The 14,393-nt window shown below is 48.8% G+C and carries 13 protein-coding genes and 3 tRNA genes; 11 read left to right on the forward strand and 5 right to left on the reverse strand.

Annotated features, from left to right (window positions below):
• The first annotated feature begins 208 nt into the window (after window positions 1-208).
• The 6 genes from gltX (at window position 209) to B0F88_RS03750 (ending at window position 4,761) form a co-directional block, all read left to right on the forward strand.
• Window positions 209-1,612: a glutamate--tRNA ligase gene (gltX, locus tag B0F88_RS03725; protein ID WP_104422599.1), complete on the forward strand. Its 1,404-nt coding sequence runs from the start codon at window positions 209-211 to the stop codon at window positions 1,610-1,612.
• Window positions 1,613-1,659: 47 nt separating this feature from the next.
• Window positions 1,660-1,735, forward strand: a tRNA-Ala gene (locus tag B0F88_RS03730).
• Between the two features lie 23 nt (window positions 1,736-1,758).
• Window positions 1,759-1,834, forward strand: a tRNA-Glu gene (locus B0F88_RS03735).
• Window positions 1,835-1,934: 100 nt separating this feature from the next.
• Window positions 1,935-2,010 (forward strand) — tRNA-Glu (locus tag B0F88_RS03740).
• A 147-nt stretch (window positions 2,011-2,157) separates the two neighbouring features.
• Window positions 2,158-3,102, forward strand: coding sequence for a CDF family Co(II)/Ni(II) efflux transporter DmeF (dmeF, locus tag B0F88_RS03745; protein WP_104422670.1), 945 nt, complete (start codon window positions 2,158-2,160; stop codon window positions 3,100-3,102).
• 60 nt (window positions 3,103-3,162) lie between these two features.
• Complete coding sequence (locus B0F88_RS03750) at window positions 3,163-4,761, forward strand: alkaline phosphatase (protein ID WP_219820766.1); 1,599 nt, start codon at window positions 3,163-3,165, stop codon at window positions 4,759-4,761.
• Window positions 4,762-5,090: 329 nt separating this feature from the next.
• Here the strand turns inward: B0F88_RS03750 and corA are convergent, their stop codons facing one another.
• The gene (gene corA / locus B0F88_RS03755) at window positions 5,091-6,044 is read right to left on the reverse strand and encodes a magnesium/cobalt transporter CorA (protein ID WP_104422601.1); all 954 of its coding nucleotides are present in this window, start codon (window positions 6,042-6,044) and stop codon (window positions 5,091-5,093) included.
• Between the two features lie 21 nt (window positions 6,045-6,065).
• Window positions 6,066-6,575 (reverse strand): SixA phosphatase family protein, encoded by a 510-nt coding sequence (locus B0F88_RS03760; RefSeq protein ID WP_104422602.1) that lies wholly within the window; start codon window positions 6,573-6,575, stop codon window positions 6,066-6,068.
• A gap of 273 nt (window positions 6,576-6,848) precedes the next feature.
• Between B0F88_RS03760 and B0F88_RS03765 the strand changes: the two genes are divergently transcribed.
• The 3 genes from B0F88_RS03765 (at window position 6,849) to B0F88_RS03775 (ending at window position 10,261) form a co-directional block, all read left to right on the forward strand.
• Window positions 6,849-7,115 carry a hypothetical protein gene (locus tag B0F88_RS03765; RefSeq protein WP_104422603.1) on the forward strand — a complete coding sequence of 89 codons (267 nt, stop codon included), beginning with the start codon at window positions 6,849-6,851 and terminating at the stop codon, window positions 7,113-7,115.
• 176 nt (window positions 7,116-7,291) lie between these two features.
• On the forward strand, window positions 7,292-9,439 hold the full coding sequence (locus B0F88_RS03770; protein ID WP_104422604.1) for an FAD-dependent oxidoreductase: 2,148 nt from the start codon (window positions 7,292-7,294) through the stop codon (window positions 9,437-9,439).
• A gap of 126 nt (window positions 9,440-9,565) precedes the next feature.
• A complete protein-coding gene (locus tag B0F88_RS03775; RefSeq protein WP_104422671.1) occupies window positions 9,566-10,261 on the forward strand; it encodes a metallophosphoesterase family protein in 696 nt (231 codons plus the stop codon).
• Between the two features lie 123 nt (window positions 10,262-10,384).
• Here B0F88_RS03775 and B0F88_RS03780 read toward each other — a convergent pair whose 3' ends face one another.
• The 3 genes from B0F88_RS03780 to trhA all read right to left on the reverse strand — a co-directional run bounded on the left by B0F88_RS03780 (window position 10,385) and on the right by trhA (window position 12,251).
• A complete protein-coding gene (locus B0F88_RS03780; RefSeq protein ID WP_181049827.1) occupies window positions 10,385-10,627 on the reverse strand; it encodes a hypothetical protein in 243 nt (80 codons plus the stop codon).
• A gap of 173 nt (window positions 10,628-10,800) precedes the next feature.
• A complete protein-coding gene (locus B0F88_RS03785) occupies window positions 10,801-11,187 on the reverse strand; it encodes a hypothetical protein (RefSeq protein ID WP_104422606.1) in 387 nt (128 codons plus the stop codon).
• Window positions 11,188-11,567: 380 nt separating this feature from the next.
• The gene (gene trhA, locus B0F88_RS03790) at window positions 11,568-12,251 is read right to left on the reverse strand and encodes a PAQR family membrane homeostasis protein TrhA (RefSeq protein ID WP_104422607.1); all 684 of its coding nucleotides are present in this window, start codon (window positions 12,249-12,251) and stop codon (window positions 11,568-11,570) included.
• Between the two features lie 617 nt (window positions 12,252-12,868).
• On the opposite strand from trhA, the gene B0F88_RS03795 reads away from it, so the two are divergent.
• Both B0F88_RS03795 and B0F88_RS03800 read left to right on the forward strand, forming a co-directional pair.
• The gene (locus B0F88_RS03795) at window positions 12,869-13,540 is read left to right on the forward strand and encodes a class I SAM-dependent methyltransferase (protein ID WP_104422608.1); all 672 of its coding nucleotides are present in this window, start codon (window positions 12,869-12,871) and stop codon (window positions 13,538-13,540) included.
• Complete coding sequence (locus B0F88_RS03800; RefSeq protein ID WP_104422609.1) at window positions 13,537-14,211, forward strand: thiopurine S-methyltransferase; 675 nt, start codon at window positions 13,537-13,539, stop codon at window positions 14,209-14,211. Before B0F88_RS03795 ends, B0F88_RS03800 begins: the two co-directional genes overlap by 4 nt.
• Window positions 14,212-14,393: the final 182 nt, after the last annotated feature.

Raw genomic sequence — 14,393 nt, forward strand, 5'->3', positions numbered from 1 at the left:
GCTTCGGGTAAAAGACATCGGGTAACTTTCCCGATAACAGTCGGGAAATTTTCGTTTTTTATGGCTTCTGGAAACGTCCGATGCTTTGTTGCGGCTGTATGAGCGGGGCAAGGGTGCGGAAAAAGATGTTAAAATAGCAACAGGGTGGCATGAAAAAAACCGCCGCCAAACAAATCCAGACCGAACTTTACTAACGAAATAATATCAAATGAGTATAAAAACACGTTTTGCCCCGAGCCCAACCGGTTATCTGCATGTAGGCGGCGCTCGCACTGCCTTGTTTTCCTGGCTTTATGCGCGCAAGCATGGCGGAAAATTTATTTTAAGGATCGAAGATACCGATTTGGAGCGGTCAACTCAGGAGTCGGTCGATGCCATTTTGGAAGGCATGACCTGGTTGGGGCTGGAATATGATGAGGGACCTTTTTATCAGACTCACCATTTTGATCGGTATAAAGAAGTTATTCAGCAGTTGCTGGATCAGGGCGATGCCTATTATTGCTATTGCAGCAAGGAAGAGCTGGAGCAGCTGCGTACCGAGCAAATGGCGAACAAGGAAAAGCCGCGCTATAACGGTAAATGCAGGGATTTGTCGGGGCCGAAAGGCGACCGGGAAGCGGTCATCCGCTTTAAAAATCCGGTTGACGGCGCGGTCACAATTCCCGATTTGATTAAGGGCGACATTGTCGTTGCCAACAAAGAACTGGACGACCTGATTATCGCCAGGGGCGACGGCACGCCTACCTACAATTTAACGGTGGTGGTCGATGATATGGATATGAAGGTCACGCATGTTATTCGCGGCGACGACCATATCAACAACACGCCCAGGCAGATGAACATTCTTAAGGCTTTGGGCGCGGAACTGCCCAAATACGCGCATTTGCCGATGATCTTGGGGCCTGATGGCGCCAGATTGTCTAAGCGCCACGGTGCGGTCAGCGTGATGCAGTTTCGCGATGACGGTTATCTGCCCGAGGCCTTGTTGAATTATCTGGTGCGGCTGGGTTGGTCGCATGGCGATCAGGAGGTTTTTTCCATCGATGAAATGGTCGAGCATTTTGCGTTGGAAAATGTCAATGTGTCGGCGTCTGCATTCAACACCGAAAAGCTGTTATGGCTGAACCATCAGTATATTATGAACGGCGATCCGGCTCATGTCGCGCGTCATTTAAGCTGGCACATGGGCGAGCTGGGCATCGATCCTTCCTCAGGGCCGAGTCTTGTCGATATAGTCAAGGCGCAACGGGAGCGCTGCAAAACACTGGTTGAAATAGCCGCCGCCAGTGTTTATTTCTATAAGGATTTTGACGCTTATGATGAAAAAGCTGCGAAAAAGAATTTTACCGCCGGCTCGGATGAAGTTTTGGCGAGGCTGCACGATGAATTCGCCGCAGTGACCGAATGGAATGGCGATACCTTGCACCAGATTGTGGTGAATCTGGCCGAAACCATGTCATTGGGTTTAGGCAAGGTGGCTCAACCCTTGCGTGTCGCTGTCTGCGGTTCAGCGGTTTCGCCGGCGATTGATATAACTTTGTCGTTGCTGGGCAAAGAAAAAACCTTGGCTAGGATACAACGTGCTATAAATCATATAAAAAATTTAAATTAGTATTGGACTGAATAGAGAAATGCTGTAGAATGCCGGTTCTCAGCTTAGGGGCCATAGCTCAATTGGGAGAGCGCAACACTGGCAGTGTTGAGGTCAGCGGTTCGATCCCGCTTGGCTCCACCAAAAGGCTGATTAAACCAGTTCTAGTCCCCATCGTCTAGTGGCCTAGGACACCGCCCTTTCACGGCGGTAACGGGGGTTCGAACCCCCCTGGGGACGCCATTTATAAAGTCTATGAAAATGGACATTCTACGGCTTATGAAAGTCATAGAAAATAGCAGTTTGTTTTTAAGTTGAGCATAGGCTGACTAAACCAGTTTTAGTCCCCATCGTCTAGTGGCCTAGGACACCGCCCTTTCACGGCGGTAACGGGGGTTCGAACCCCCCTGGGGACGCCATTAATAGAAGGGTTATCGGAAATGATAACCCTTTTTTTATGCCCGCCGGTTTGATTCCGGCAATAGGCATCGCGCAATAATCTTTATCTAAAACAGCGGTTGTTCTATAAAATAGAGCTTCCGTCATTCGTAATGATTGTTGTCCGCATGCACACGCATAAATTAAGTCTACTGAAACACGAGCACGATTTTTCAGCCATTAATAAGAAAGGGGAGCGGCGAACCAAGCAGGTTCTTGTGCTGACCTTTTTAACCATGATAGTGGAAATAGCCGCAGGCACCGTGTTCGGGTCGATGGCGCTGCTTGCCGACGGCTGGCACATGGGGACGCATGTTGCGGCTTTCATAATCACTCTCATTGCCTATCGCTATTCCCGCGTTCATGCGCATGACCATACTTTTGCGTTCAGCCCTGGAAAAGTAGGCGTTTTGGGCGGATATACCAGTTCCGTTGTTCTGGGTATTGTGGCCTTGATCATGCTGGTTGAGTCGGGGCAACGCATAGTTAATCCCCACATAATTCACTTTGATGAGGCCATCGCCGTTGCCGGCTTCGGTTTATTCATTAATCTGGTTTGTGCGCTACTGCTTAGAGATCACCATCATCATGATCATAGCCATGATCACGCTCATCACCATGACCAAAATCTTAAAGCGGCTTACCTGCATGTCCTTGCCGATGCATTAACTTCGGTGCTGGCCATTGCCGCGCTGACATTAGGTAAATATTACGGCTGGCGCTTTCTGGACCCGGTTATGGGCATTATCGGTGCGCTGATTATCATGCAATGGGCCTATTCTTTGGTTAGAGAAACCAGTCCGGTATTACTGGATGAAAGCATCGCGTTGAAACATAAGCTGGCTATCATGGAAAAAATAGAAAATGACGCAGACAACCGAATTTCAGACTTGCATATCTGGCGGGTAGGGCCGGGCCACTTCGCCATAATTATTTCTCTGGTGTCGCATGACCCCAAAGCGCCGGAATATTATAAGGACCTGTTAAAAGAGATCGTGGGCATTAATAAACTGTCGCATATTACCGTCGAGGTAAATAAATGCGCTGGAGATTTTTGTATTCAACAAGAATGATGGTTTTTTGGGTGGCAACGCGTAACTTGATTTAAAAAGCGAACAATGATGAATATACAAATGCGTAAAGGATGGGCTTGTTGCCTGATTAGCGTGGCGCTGCTGAGTTGCACTGCGTCAGACGGCGTCAAGCCTGAGGCAGTCAAGTCCAAGAACGTCATCATGATTATTGGCGACGGCATGGGGCCGCAGCAAGTCGGGCTATTACTGTCTTATGCCAGACAGGCGCCGCACAGCGTTCTTGCCGATCGCACTACCGCGTTAGACCGTATGATGGAACGGGGACGATTGGGTATTTCGCTGACTTATACCGCCGATACATTGGTGACGGATTCTGCGGCGTCAGCGACGCAATTGGCGACCGGGAAATTTGCCGGTGCGGAAATGTTGGGTTTGGATAAAGACGGCAACCCACAGGAAAATATTATCGAAAAAGCCAGGCGTCTGGGTAAAGCGACCGGTCTGGTTTCAGATACGCGTATTACTCATGCAACTCCCGCCGCCTTTGCCGCGCACCAGACGCACCGCAGCCAGGAAAACAGCATCCCGGAAGATTTGTTGGCAACCGGCGCGGATGTGATGCTGTCGGGCGGCTTAAGTTATTGGCTGCCCGAGCAGGCCAATGACAAAAACTCAGCGCTGCATCAGCAATTGGCGCAGATGACAGGTAATAGTATTGAGATCAAATCATCGCGTAAGGATGCTAAAAATCTGCTGACCGCCGCGCAACAACAAGGCTATGCGCTGGCGTTCAACAAGGTGCAACTCCAACAGGCCACAGGGAAAACATTAGGTTTGTTTGCCGATTCCGGCATGGCGAATGGCATAGTCGAAACCCAAAACCGCAAAGATGCCGGGCATGTCCAGCCGACGTTAAAAGAAATGTCCATGCAAGCCTTGGAGATTCTAAGCCGTAATGAACAGGGATTTTTCTTGATGATTGAATCCGGGCAAATCGATTGGGCCGCTCACCGCAATGACACCGGTCTGCTGTTGCATGAAATGCTGCGATTCAACGACACCTTGAACGCCGTGCTGGATTGGGCGGAAAATCGGCAGGATACGCTGATCATCGTCACCGCCGATCATGAAACCGGCGGTTTCGGCTTTAGTTATTCCGGCGTAGACATTCCCAAGCCGCACAGCCTGCCGGGAGCCGCATTTGCCGGTGGAGCATTATTCCAGCCCAACTTTAATTTCGGCGATCCTTCGGTTTTGGACAAGATTTATGCGCAACAACTAAGCTATCACGATATTTTCAGCCAGTTTGACCGGTTGCCTAAAGACCGGCAAACACCGTTAAAACTGACCGAGTTGGTTAACCGCTACACGGAATTTAAGATTACCGAAGCGCAAGCGGTAAAAATCCTGGCAACCGAGGCCAATCCGTTGTATCGGGCAGGGCATACCTCTCTGGGCGAGAAAACGGTACCGAAAATGGAAGTCAACGGCGAGTTCTTCGTTTATCAAAAAGAGAATCGTGAAAACCTGTTGGCGCAGGCTGTCGCCGCCAGTCAGCAGGTGGTTTGGGCGACCGGGACTCACACCAGTACTCCGGTGTTTGTTTTTGTAACGGGGCGGGAGCAAGTCACACAGCCCTTTGCTAAAATCCTGCATCATACCCGCTTGGGGCAATTGGCGATTGACGCTTTGCATTAGCAGCGGTTCGTTCACGAAAGACACGATGTGTTTATTTCAACGTTGATAACCGTCCGCAGCTTGATGCTTTGTTGAATATTCTTGCCGATCACACACATTATTGCAGTGTCATGAAAAGTTCATCATAGCGTCATTATATTGTAACGTAGCCGGTTCAGAATAACCCGTTGAATTATTTACAAAGGGTTATTCCGTATGAACAAATCGACACCGAATAATTTCAATATAATGACGGCCTCAGCGGCTATGATTGTTTTCGGTTTGTTGGTGACTTGGGGTGTTGAACTGTTTGTCAAAACAGTGTTTCGATTGGGTTAAACCCGCGCAAATTACAACCATCCCTTCCGTTTAAAAAACCAATAAGGCGCGAGCCCCGACAGTACCATTAAGCATAGTGCGCCGGGATAGCCCAGCTGCAAATTGAGTTCCGGCATATGTTGGAAGTTCATGCCGTAAATGCTGGCGACCAGAGTAGGGGGCAGGAATACCACGGCGGCAATCGAAAAGATCTTAATAATCTTGTTTTGGGTGATGTTGATAAAGCCTTGGGTCGAGTCCATCAGGAAGTTGATTTTATCGAACAGGAATGTGGTGTGGGACATCAGCGTATCTACGTCGCGCATGATTTCCCGCGCCGTTTCCTGTAACTCGGGATGATTGCGCAAGTGCCGTTGCAGAAAGGATATGGAGCGTTGCGTATCCATCAGGCATAAACGAATCTTTCCGTTGCTGTCTTCCAGTTTGGCCAGTTGGTCGATCGCATTTTCAAGGTCGGAGTCTATTTCTTCCAGCACCAAATAACTGACTTCTTCCAGTTTGCGGTGAATGTCTTCCAATGCGTCGGCGAGGTTTTCCACTTTTTGCTCGAACATCAGCACCAGCAGTTCCTGCGGAGAATGGGCGGCTACTTGCCCGCGTCGCGCGCGCATGCGCAGCAGCCGGAAATCGGCTAGCGCACCTTCGCGCAGGGTGATTAAGCGCTCGCTTTGCAAGATGAAAGCGACGGTCGCTGTGCTGTGCCGTCCCTCGCTTTGAGCAAGAAACAGGGAGCGTACATGGACGCCGGTATGATCGGTAAAGTAACGCGCCGAAGACTCGATTTCCTCCACATCATCCGATTCGGGTAGCGTTGTGCGTAAAAATGCTTGCAGCTGAGCGCGCTCGCTGTCGCTGGGATCGTGGGCGTCAATCCAGGCGGCTTTGGCTACTGCTTGCTTGAATTGATCTTCCGGCGGCGTTTGTTCTTTGAGTCTGCCGTTGTCGAAATTGAATAGTCGTAGCATTAATGTTTTTCCGTTTTTTTATTATTCAGGCAAGCTGTCCGGGCGAACCAGCGCGACTAACTTGGCGCAGCCTTCGGTCAGGTCTGTCCAGCCGCCTTCAAAGGCAAGTTGGGCCAAGGCGGCGGTAGGCAGATGTTTTCCGTTAGCCGATAACGGAACCGAGCTGGGGATTAATTTTAATAACAAATCTTCCAATCCCGGGTTGTGCCCGACTAATAGCACCCGCCGTTCATGGCAGCTGGTTTTTAATACGGTAAGCAATGTCTTAGCATCTGCCTCGTAAATGCGTAAGTCACAGATGATAGACGATTCGTCTATGTCTAACTGCCGGCAAACCCGCTGCGCGGTTGTCAGAGCACGCGTCGCGGGAGAGCTGAGTATGATGTCGGGTATCAGGTGCTGTTCGCGCAACCAGCGTCCGACCCGTTTGGCGGCGCGCCGTCCGCGTTTTTTTAAGGGGCGGGAAAAATCATCCATATCAACCGGCCAATCTGATTTGGCGTGCCGTAACAATAAAAGTTCGTGGGTCATAAATATTTCTGTTAATGAGGGCTGATATTTGGACGTTTTGGCGCCTGCGATACTATAGCAGTTAATTTTTACAATTCTATTAAATCAAACGCAAAAAAACACCTGAAGCGTAGTTAATACAAGGCATTCGGAGCGTTAGTATCTTGGCCGGGCGGGTAGTATTGGGTAGTATTACTTATTGATTGCAAGGGTTGGTTGCTATATCCTACAGACGATTATGCAATATCAACTGGTTTTTTAAGTTAGTCAACGAATAATAAACTGAGGTGAGCCATGTCAATAAAAGAAGATTTTGAGAAATTATTGGAAAGGTTGCAAGTAGAACGCGACGAAATCAATTTAAAACTGCATCTGGCTTCCATGGAAGCCAAGCAAGAATTTGAAGAAGCGGAAAAAGAATGGCACAGTTTAAAAATTAAAGCTGCTGAAATAGCGGACGAGTCGATAGAGACTTCCGAAGAATTTATAGACAAAGCCAAAATAGTCGGTGAAGAACTTAAACGCGCCTACAACCGTATTGGCAAGCGCCTGGCCGATTAAGCTGATATAGAAACTTACAAGATTAACACTCTCTTGCACTCCCTTGTTTAAGGGGGTGCGTCTGGATTTTTTACAGGGCGGTAAATTCATAATCTATTTTTTTCTGGTTTCAACATCTCAATCAGGCTCATAGAAAATTCCTGCTAACATGCTCTTTAATCGGCAAGGAGAATATTATGAATTTTTCACGTTGGGCGCTGCTGGCTTTCATTGCCGCTTTGGTTGCGGTGTTTTTTGCGTTTGATCTGCAGCACTATTTAACCCTGGAAATGCTTAAGTTGCAGCAGGCGGCTATCGAAGCTTATCGAGCCGACCATCCTGTTTTGGCGTCTGTTGTTTATGCGTTGATTTATATCGCAGTGACCGGTTTATCCTTGCCGGGCGCCACTGTTCTGACGTTGGCCGGCGGCGCTGTTTTCGGTTTGCTGTGGGGAACGTTGATTGTCTCTTTTGCATCCACGATCGGCGCAACACTGGCTTTCTTGGCGGCCCGTTTCTTGTTTAGCGAGGCGGTTAAATCCCGTTTCGGCGATCGCCTGAATCTTATCAATAAAGGTATGGACAGACAGGGAGCGCTCTATCTTTTTACGCTGAGATTGGTCCCGGTTTTCCCCTTTTTTGTGATTAATCTGGTTATGGGCTTAACCAACCTGAAAGCACAAACTTTCTATTGGGTCAGCCAAGTAGGCATGTTGGCCGGGACGGTGGTTTATGTCAATGCGGGGACTCAGCTGGGCAAGCTGGAGTCATTGTCGGGAATTTTGTCGCCCGGCCTGATCGGCTCTTTTGCGTTATTGGGTGTTTTTCCGCTGTTGGCCAATAAGATCGTCGAAGCCATCAAGGCGAACAAGGTTTATGCGCAATGGGTGAAACCAGCGCGCTTTGACAGCAATATTGTAGTGATAGGCGCAGGCTCTGGAGGATTGGTGACCGCTTACATAGCGGCTGCGGTCAAAGCCAAAGTTACCTTAATTGAAAAACATAAAATGGGCGGCGATTGCTTGAATACCGGCTGCGTGCCGTCCAAAGCCTTGATCCGTTCCGCGAGGTTGCTGGCCCAGATGCGCCGGTCTGCGGATTTCGGCATCAAAAAAGCCGACGCCGAAGTGAATTTCGCCGAGGTAATGAGCCGGGTGCAATCGGTTGTTAAAGCCGTCGAGCCGCACGATTCGGTGCAACGATACACAGACCTTGGCGTGGAGGTTATCGAAGGCGAAGCAACGATTATTTCACCCTGGGAAGTTCAGGTGAAAACAGCCCACGAGTCCCGCATTATCACCACGCGTTCTATCGTCATTGCCGCCGGAGCGCGCCCCTTCGTCCCGCCGATTCCCGGTATCGAGCACATCGGTTATCTGACCTCCGACACGGTTTGGGATTTGCGCGAATTGCCCAAGCGGCTGGTCGTGCTCGGCGGTGGGCCTATCGGTTGCGAGCTGGCGCAAAGCTTTGCCCGCTTAGGCAGCGAGGTTACCCAGGTCGAAATGTTGCCGCGTTTATTGGTTCGGGAAGACTCGGAAGTCTCGGAAGCCGTGATGGCGACATTTCGCCTGGAAGGCATTCATGTGCTCGTGGAACATACCGCCAAAGGATTTATTATTGAAAACGGTGAAAAAATCTTGTTTGCCGAGCATGACGGTAAAGAGCTGCGTATTCCTTTTGACAATTTATTATTGGCTATCGGCCGGGTCGCCAATATCCAGGGTTACGGCCTTGAACAGCTGGGCGTTGACATCTCGGCCGGCCGCGCGATTGAAATTAATGAATTCCAACAAACCAATTACCCGAATATATTTGCCTGCGGCGATGTATCCGGTCCGTTTCAGTTTACCCATACCGCCGCTCACCAGGCTTGGTATGCGTTGGTGAATGCATTGTTCGGCAGCTTCATCAAGTTTCGTACCGACTATTCGGTGATCCCCTGGGCGACTTTTACCGATCCTGAAGTTGCGCGGGTCGGCCTTAACGAACAGGATGCGAAGGCAAAGGGCGTCGTTTATGAGCTTAGCACTTATCATCTTGACGACTTGGATCGTGCGATAGCCGATGGCGTGGCGCACGGTTTCGTCAAGGTATTAACCGCGCCGGGCAATGACCGGATTCTTGGCGTGACCATTGTTGGGGAGCAGGCGGGTGAATTGATCGCCGAGTTCGTGCTGGCGATGAAGCACAATATCGGTTTGAACAAGTTGCTGGACACCATCCATATTTACCCAACGCTATCCGAGGCTAACAAATACGCGGCGGGCGTCTGGAAGCGTAATCATGCGCCGAAAGGCTTGCTGTGGTGTATCGCCCGTTATCACGATTGGCGTAGACGGTGATTGCAGATATTAATCGAGGCGACTTTTGTCTATAATCGGGACAATTTTAGACCCGTGCCGAACAATGCAAATAAAACGTTGTTATTTCCTCATCAGGTTCAGGTTCCAGTTAACAGGAGTAACAATTTGAACCCAAAGCACAAGATTTTATTTGCAGGCGATCCTCATGGAGATTTCAAACCGCTGATCGCCGCAGTGCATCAATACAAACCCGAAGCCGTCGTGTTGCTGGGCGATTATGACCTGGAAATGCCCTTGGAGGTTTGCCTGCAGGACATTGTCGGTTTGACCCAAATCTGGTGGATTGCCGGGAATCATGATTTTGAAACGCCCAGCAAGCATAAACACCTGTTTGATTCCGCTCTGGCCGATAAGGGATTGCATTTGAAAGTCACGGAAATAGCGGGACTCAGAATTGCCGGTTTGGGCGGTATTTTCTTGGGCCGGGTCTGGTATCCGCCGCAGCAGCCTAAATGGAGGAATAAGCAGCATTATCTGCATAATCAGCCCGCCCATACCAGACATACGGCGATGTCATTAAAATACAAGGGGGCGATTTGGCATGATGAGTTTGAAGCGTTAAAAACGCTGAAAGCGGATATTCTGGTGACCCATGAAGCGCCGGGCGCTCATCGGCACGGCTTTGATGTGATTGGCGAGCTGGCCGCCGCGATGGGCGTGAAAAATATCTTTCACGGCCATTTGCATGAGAATTATGCAGCCATTGTTAAGAACAACATCAAGGTAGTCGGCGTGGCGGACAGGGCTGTCGCCGATTTGATGGGTAATTGTTTAGTTCCACCATTAAGTGGTCTGGTTTAATAGTAAAAATCGCTGGCACTTTCCGGTAAAAATTGGGTATAGCCTCGAAAGGAGGTATGCGTCCAATAGCGCGTAATTTGAGGTTGAAGTTATAGTTAATGCGTCTTCAGTGCCTCGGCGCTGTCATAATGGAAACGTTTGACAGTGTTTACCTTGATCTTTGATCTTTTTGTTCATGGCTTCAACCAGCAGATTGTAACTGAACTCGACACCGTTGTCGGTCAGGATTTTTACGATCTTGAAAGGATACTGCGCCAGCGTTTGCCGCAGAAATTCGGCGGCGGTTTCCATACGCTTGTTGTCGTGCAGTTCCAAATAGACGTAGCGCGTGGCCCGATCGATAGCGACGAGTCGGTACGGTTCCACCACTAACGCCACTGTTTCAATCGGCGATGGGACGCACTATACCACCCTAGCCAGTTTTGCGGAAAGCCTGCAACAGATAGTTGCAGAGCTATAATATTTGCCGTGACCCTTACTGACGGATACTGATGAAGTGTGGCGAAGGGGTATCCAACGCCACCTTAAATTCGTTAAGACTACTTTTTAATAAAGTAATAATAGCCGCCGAATTTTCCTTTTAAAGTCATGCTGTTGTCGTCTTTCGCCTCTAAAGAAAACACGTCAAACCTGTTGTTACCCAAAAGAGCGACTTTTAATTTACCGTCTTCTATTTCGTAGTTTACCGGCGGTTGATCATAGAATTTTCCTTCGCGCGGAATATGTAGGATCGTTACTTTGCCGTCTTTAAATATCCAGGTATCTTCCCTCGGAATGGCTTCTTTATCGGTTAAAGAGTTTTTGGTGGATTGCAGCTTCCAGGTACCCTCGACTTCTGCTTTGGATTGCAGGGTAATATCGGCATAAGCAGCGCCGGTAAATACGGATAAGGTCAATAATATTGCCGCTAGATTTATTCTTTTCATGTTCACTTTCCTGTTTTAATGTAAGTAATCCTAAAAAACCGGCTGGCGCTGTACGGGTCTCTATCTATATCAGGTGAATCCGCTATTAGCTGAATGCCTTTCATTGAAGCCCCAAGTATTTTTAATGCCAAATGATTTTTTGAGGATAAGGGATCGGTGCGCCGTTGTGGAAAACTAAAGCTTTTTTATACCGGGTATCAATCGATCCAATCACTTCGGGGATGCGCCAAGCTTGAAAGCGCTGTTCGATACTTCCGTACCGAAGTCCAGTATGCGCCGGAAATGGCCGAAGCAACAGCGGTTTATTATGTAGTGCTGGAGAAGACTGTTTTTAATGGTTGTTATTCATGAGGTTGTCTTCGTTTAACGGGTGATTCTTGCTAATCACATGTGTGAACAACCGGGACTTGACTCACTATTTTGACAATAAACCACCACTGAAAACCTATCCCCAAAAGCACGGCGATATGCAGGATTTCATGGGGGCCGATTATGCCGGGAAGTATTGTTAATTGTTGGTAGTATTCAATAATTGCCCCTACCGTATAGAAAATACCGCCGAGCACGAACGGCCGGATAAAAGCAAAGCTATATCTTCGCCAAAGATGAAACTCCATTAGAAGTCCCATCCATCCAAGTCCCAGATAGAAAGACAAACCGAACCATTCCGGTATTGTTGTAAAAAAAATTGTTTTTACGATAAGACCGCTGATGGTCAGGACCCAAACGATAGCGAGAAATCCCCATCTTAAAAATCCGGTAAAAAGAATACAGTGTATGGGTGTAAAGGTGCCGGCGATGACTAAGAAAATAGCTGCATGGTCGAGTCGTTGAAAAACCGTATGCGCTGCTCCGGTTGTCGGCAACAAATGGTAAACGCCACTGACCAATAATAAAAAAATACAGGAACCGGAAAATACGGCCAGTGAGATGATGCGAATAGTCGACCCTTTTTCTTGTCGAAACATGAGGGTGGCCTGATAAGCAAAGAAAATTGCTCCCAAAAGATGGGTTATTGAACTCAAAGGGTGAGTAAAACCAAGTATCGGATAAATAGCAGACATAGTAAAAAACACCTCCAACCTTATCTTGTCGCGCCGTTAAAGAAATAATATTCCCACATTTGATTGCTTTGCAAGATCATGATTTACTTGCCGTATTTAGGCAGTTGATAGTTCGGCTTACTGCTTGAAATCAGCCGGTTTTGTCCATTAAATGGTTTAATTTTTTCCGTATGCTCAGATGAAACTTGATTTTTTATTCATTGCGCCGCCAATGCCAACGCTTTTTCTGTATTCCTGATCAGGATAGGTAGGGATGCAGGTAAGCGCAGGTTTTGAATGGTGTGGTCCGCTAAAATGAAAATAGGGGATCTGTCGGGTGATGGACGCATCTGTATTACGAAAATTTGGAACAGCTGCGGTCATCCGAGCGAATGAATCGGAAACGAGAACTGCCGTTTGTTTGGAACAAGACGCCTCAATTTGAAGTGGGGAAAGCCCACGTTATTTTTTAGTCACTCTGTTATACTCTTTGAATATCCCGAGCTCAAAGGTAATTCCGGGATGCTTTCCGCAAGTGCCATTTTCGGCCTGTATGCCTCTTCTCACCGAAGTGTTGTGCCCGTTCGATCAGAACATTTTCCTGATGTACAACCCGTTCCCGATGAGAAGAAATCCCTATGCCCGGTTACCATGTCAAGTTCCAGACCGTCACTGTTGGCGGTACGGACTACCTGATCCGTTCTTTGTCAGATCTCCAGCAATATTCTGACCCGCTAGGCGAGGCCGAGCTTGCCGGTATCTCACCGGCCAGTTGGCCGTTATTCGGTCATTTATGGCCGTCAGCTCGGGTACTGGCTTTGGCTATGCATACTATTGAGCTGACCGGGAAACGCATTCTGGAAATCGGCGCCGGTCTCGCTCTGGCAAGCCTAGTCATCCATCGTCGGGCAGGAGACATGACCGTCAGCGATTGGCATCCTCTGAGTCAGGCTTTTTTGAATGAGAACCTGCTGCTGAACAAACTGGGGCCGCTGAAATATCATGCAGGAAACTGGGAGGCAAACAATCCTGAGCTGGGTCAGTTCGACTTGATCATCGGCAGTGATGTCCTTTATGAGCGGCAGCAGCCCGGCCAGCTTGCCGGTTTCATTGACCGTCATGCCGGGCCGTCTGCACAGATCATTATCGTTGACCCGGATCGCGGCAACCGTGTCGGTTTTTGCCGGGAAATGGCTGAACTCGGTTACGGCTTTACTACGCGACGTGCCGATCATGTGATGGAAAACGGCGATCCGTTTAAGGGGCGTTTCCTGACCTTTGCCCAAGCGCTGGCGCTGGAGCCGTCATGATTGGCCGCGACAATGTTCTTTGGTTGCAGTTCTGGCGTGACCGGCGAACCGATTTTCACCAGCAAACGGTGAATCGGCTACTGACCAAATTTTGGCCCAGTCTTGATCTGGCAAAAGGCAGTCGGGTATTTGTACCGCTCTGCGGCAAGAGTTTGGACATGATTTGGCTTGCCAAGCAGGGGCATGAAGTCATCGGCGTTGAGTTGAGTCCTATTGCGGTACGGGCTTTCTTTCGGGAGAACCATCTGAAGCCTGTCCGTCGGCAGGTTGGTAAATTTACGCTATGGAAACATGGGAGACTCAGCATTTTATGCGGTGATTATTTCTCATTGACCGAGGGCGATCTGGGGCCGGTTGATACGGTTTATGACCGGGCAGCGCTTACCGCCCTGCCGGAAGACATCCGTCGGCGCTATATTGCCCATTTGAGTTCGATTGTTGCGGAAACCGCCAAGGTTTTTCTGCTGACCACGGAGGATGCGGAAGAAAAACAGAGTCCAAGCCAAGCTTTTGGCGTTGCCGAAGAGATCAAAACATTGTATTCGGAGACTTACGAGATCGACTTGGCCCACGTTGAGAGCGCGTTCGAGATTAACCCGGAATTGCCGGATAAGCCCCCGGAACGTATCGAATACAAGGTCTATCGACTCTCCGGCAAAGCTGCCGGGTGATGTTACAGAAGAGACTGCGACACTACTTTTTAATAAAGTAATAATGGCCGCCGAATTGTCATGCTGTTGTCGTCTTTTTCCACTAAAGTAAACAGGTCAAACCGGTTCTAATTGCCGAACCGTTAGAGCGCGAAGTGAATCCAGATATTGGATATGGCATAATTAACAAGCACATCCATTTG

Source organism: Methylobacter tundripaludum, from assembly GCF_002934365.1.
Taxonomy (GTDB): domain Bacteria; phylum Pseudomonadota; class Gammaproteobacteria; order Methylococcales; family Methylomonadaceae; genus Methylobacter_A; species Methylobacter_A tundripaludum_A.

Coding starts and splice junctions, on each gene's coding strand:
- gltX (WP_104422599.1), top strand. CDS start 209: ATGAGTATAAAAACACGTTTTGCCCCGAGCCCAACCGGTTATCTGCAT.
- dmeF (WP_104422670.1), top strand. CDS start 2,158: ATGCACACGCATAAATTAAGTCTACTGAAACACGAGCACGATTTTTCA.
- B0F88_RS03750 (WP_219820766.1), top strand. CDS start 3,163: ATGCGTAAAGGATGGGCTTGTTGCCTGATTAGCGTGGCGCTGCTGAGT.
- corA (WP_104422601.1), bottom strand. CDS start 6,044: ATGCTACGACTATTCAATTTCGACAACGGCAGACTCAAAGAACAAACG.
- B0F88_RS03760 (WP_104422602.1), bottom strand. CDS start 6,575: ATGACCCACGAACTTTTATTGTTACGGCACGCCAAATCAGATTGGCCG.
- B0F88_RS03765 (WP_104422603.1), top strand. CDS start 6,849: ATGTCAATAAAAGAAGATTTTGAGAAATTATTGGAAAGGTTGCAAGTA.
- B0F88_RS03770 (WP_104422604.1), top strand. CDS start 7,292: ATGAATTTTTCACGTTGGGCGCTGCTGGCTTTCATTGCCGCTTTGGTT.
- B0F88_RS03785 (WP_104422606.1), bottom strand. CDS start 11,187: ATGAAAAGAATAAATCTAGCGGCAATATTATTGACCTTATCCGTATTT.
- trhA (WP_104422607.1), bottom strand. CDS start 12,251: ATGTCTGCTATTTATCCGATACTTGGTTTTACTCACCCTTTGAGTTCA.
- B0F88_RS03795 (WP_104422608.1), top strand. CDS start 12,869: ATGCCCGGTTACCATGTCAAGTTCCAGACCGTCACTGTTGGCGGTACG.
- B0F88_RS03800 (WP_104422609.1), top strand. CDS start 13,537: ATGATTGGCCGCGACAATGTTCTTTGGTTGCAGTTCTGGCGTGACCGG.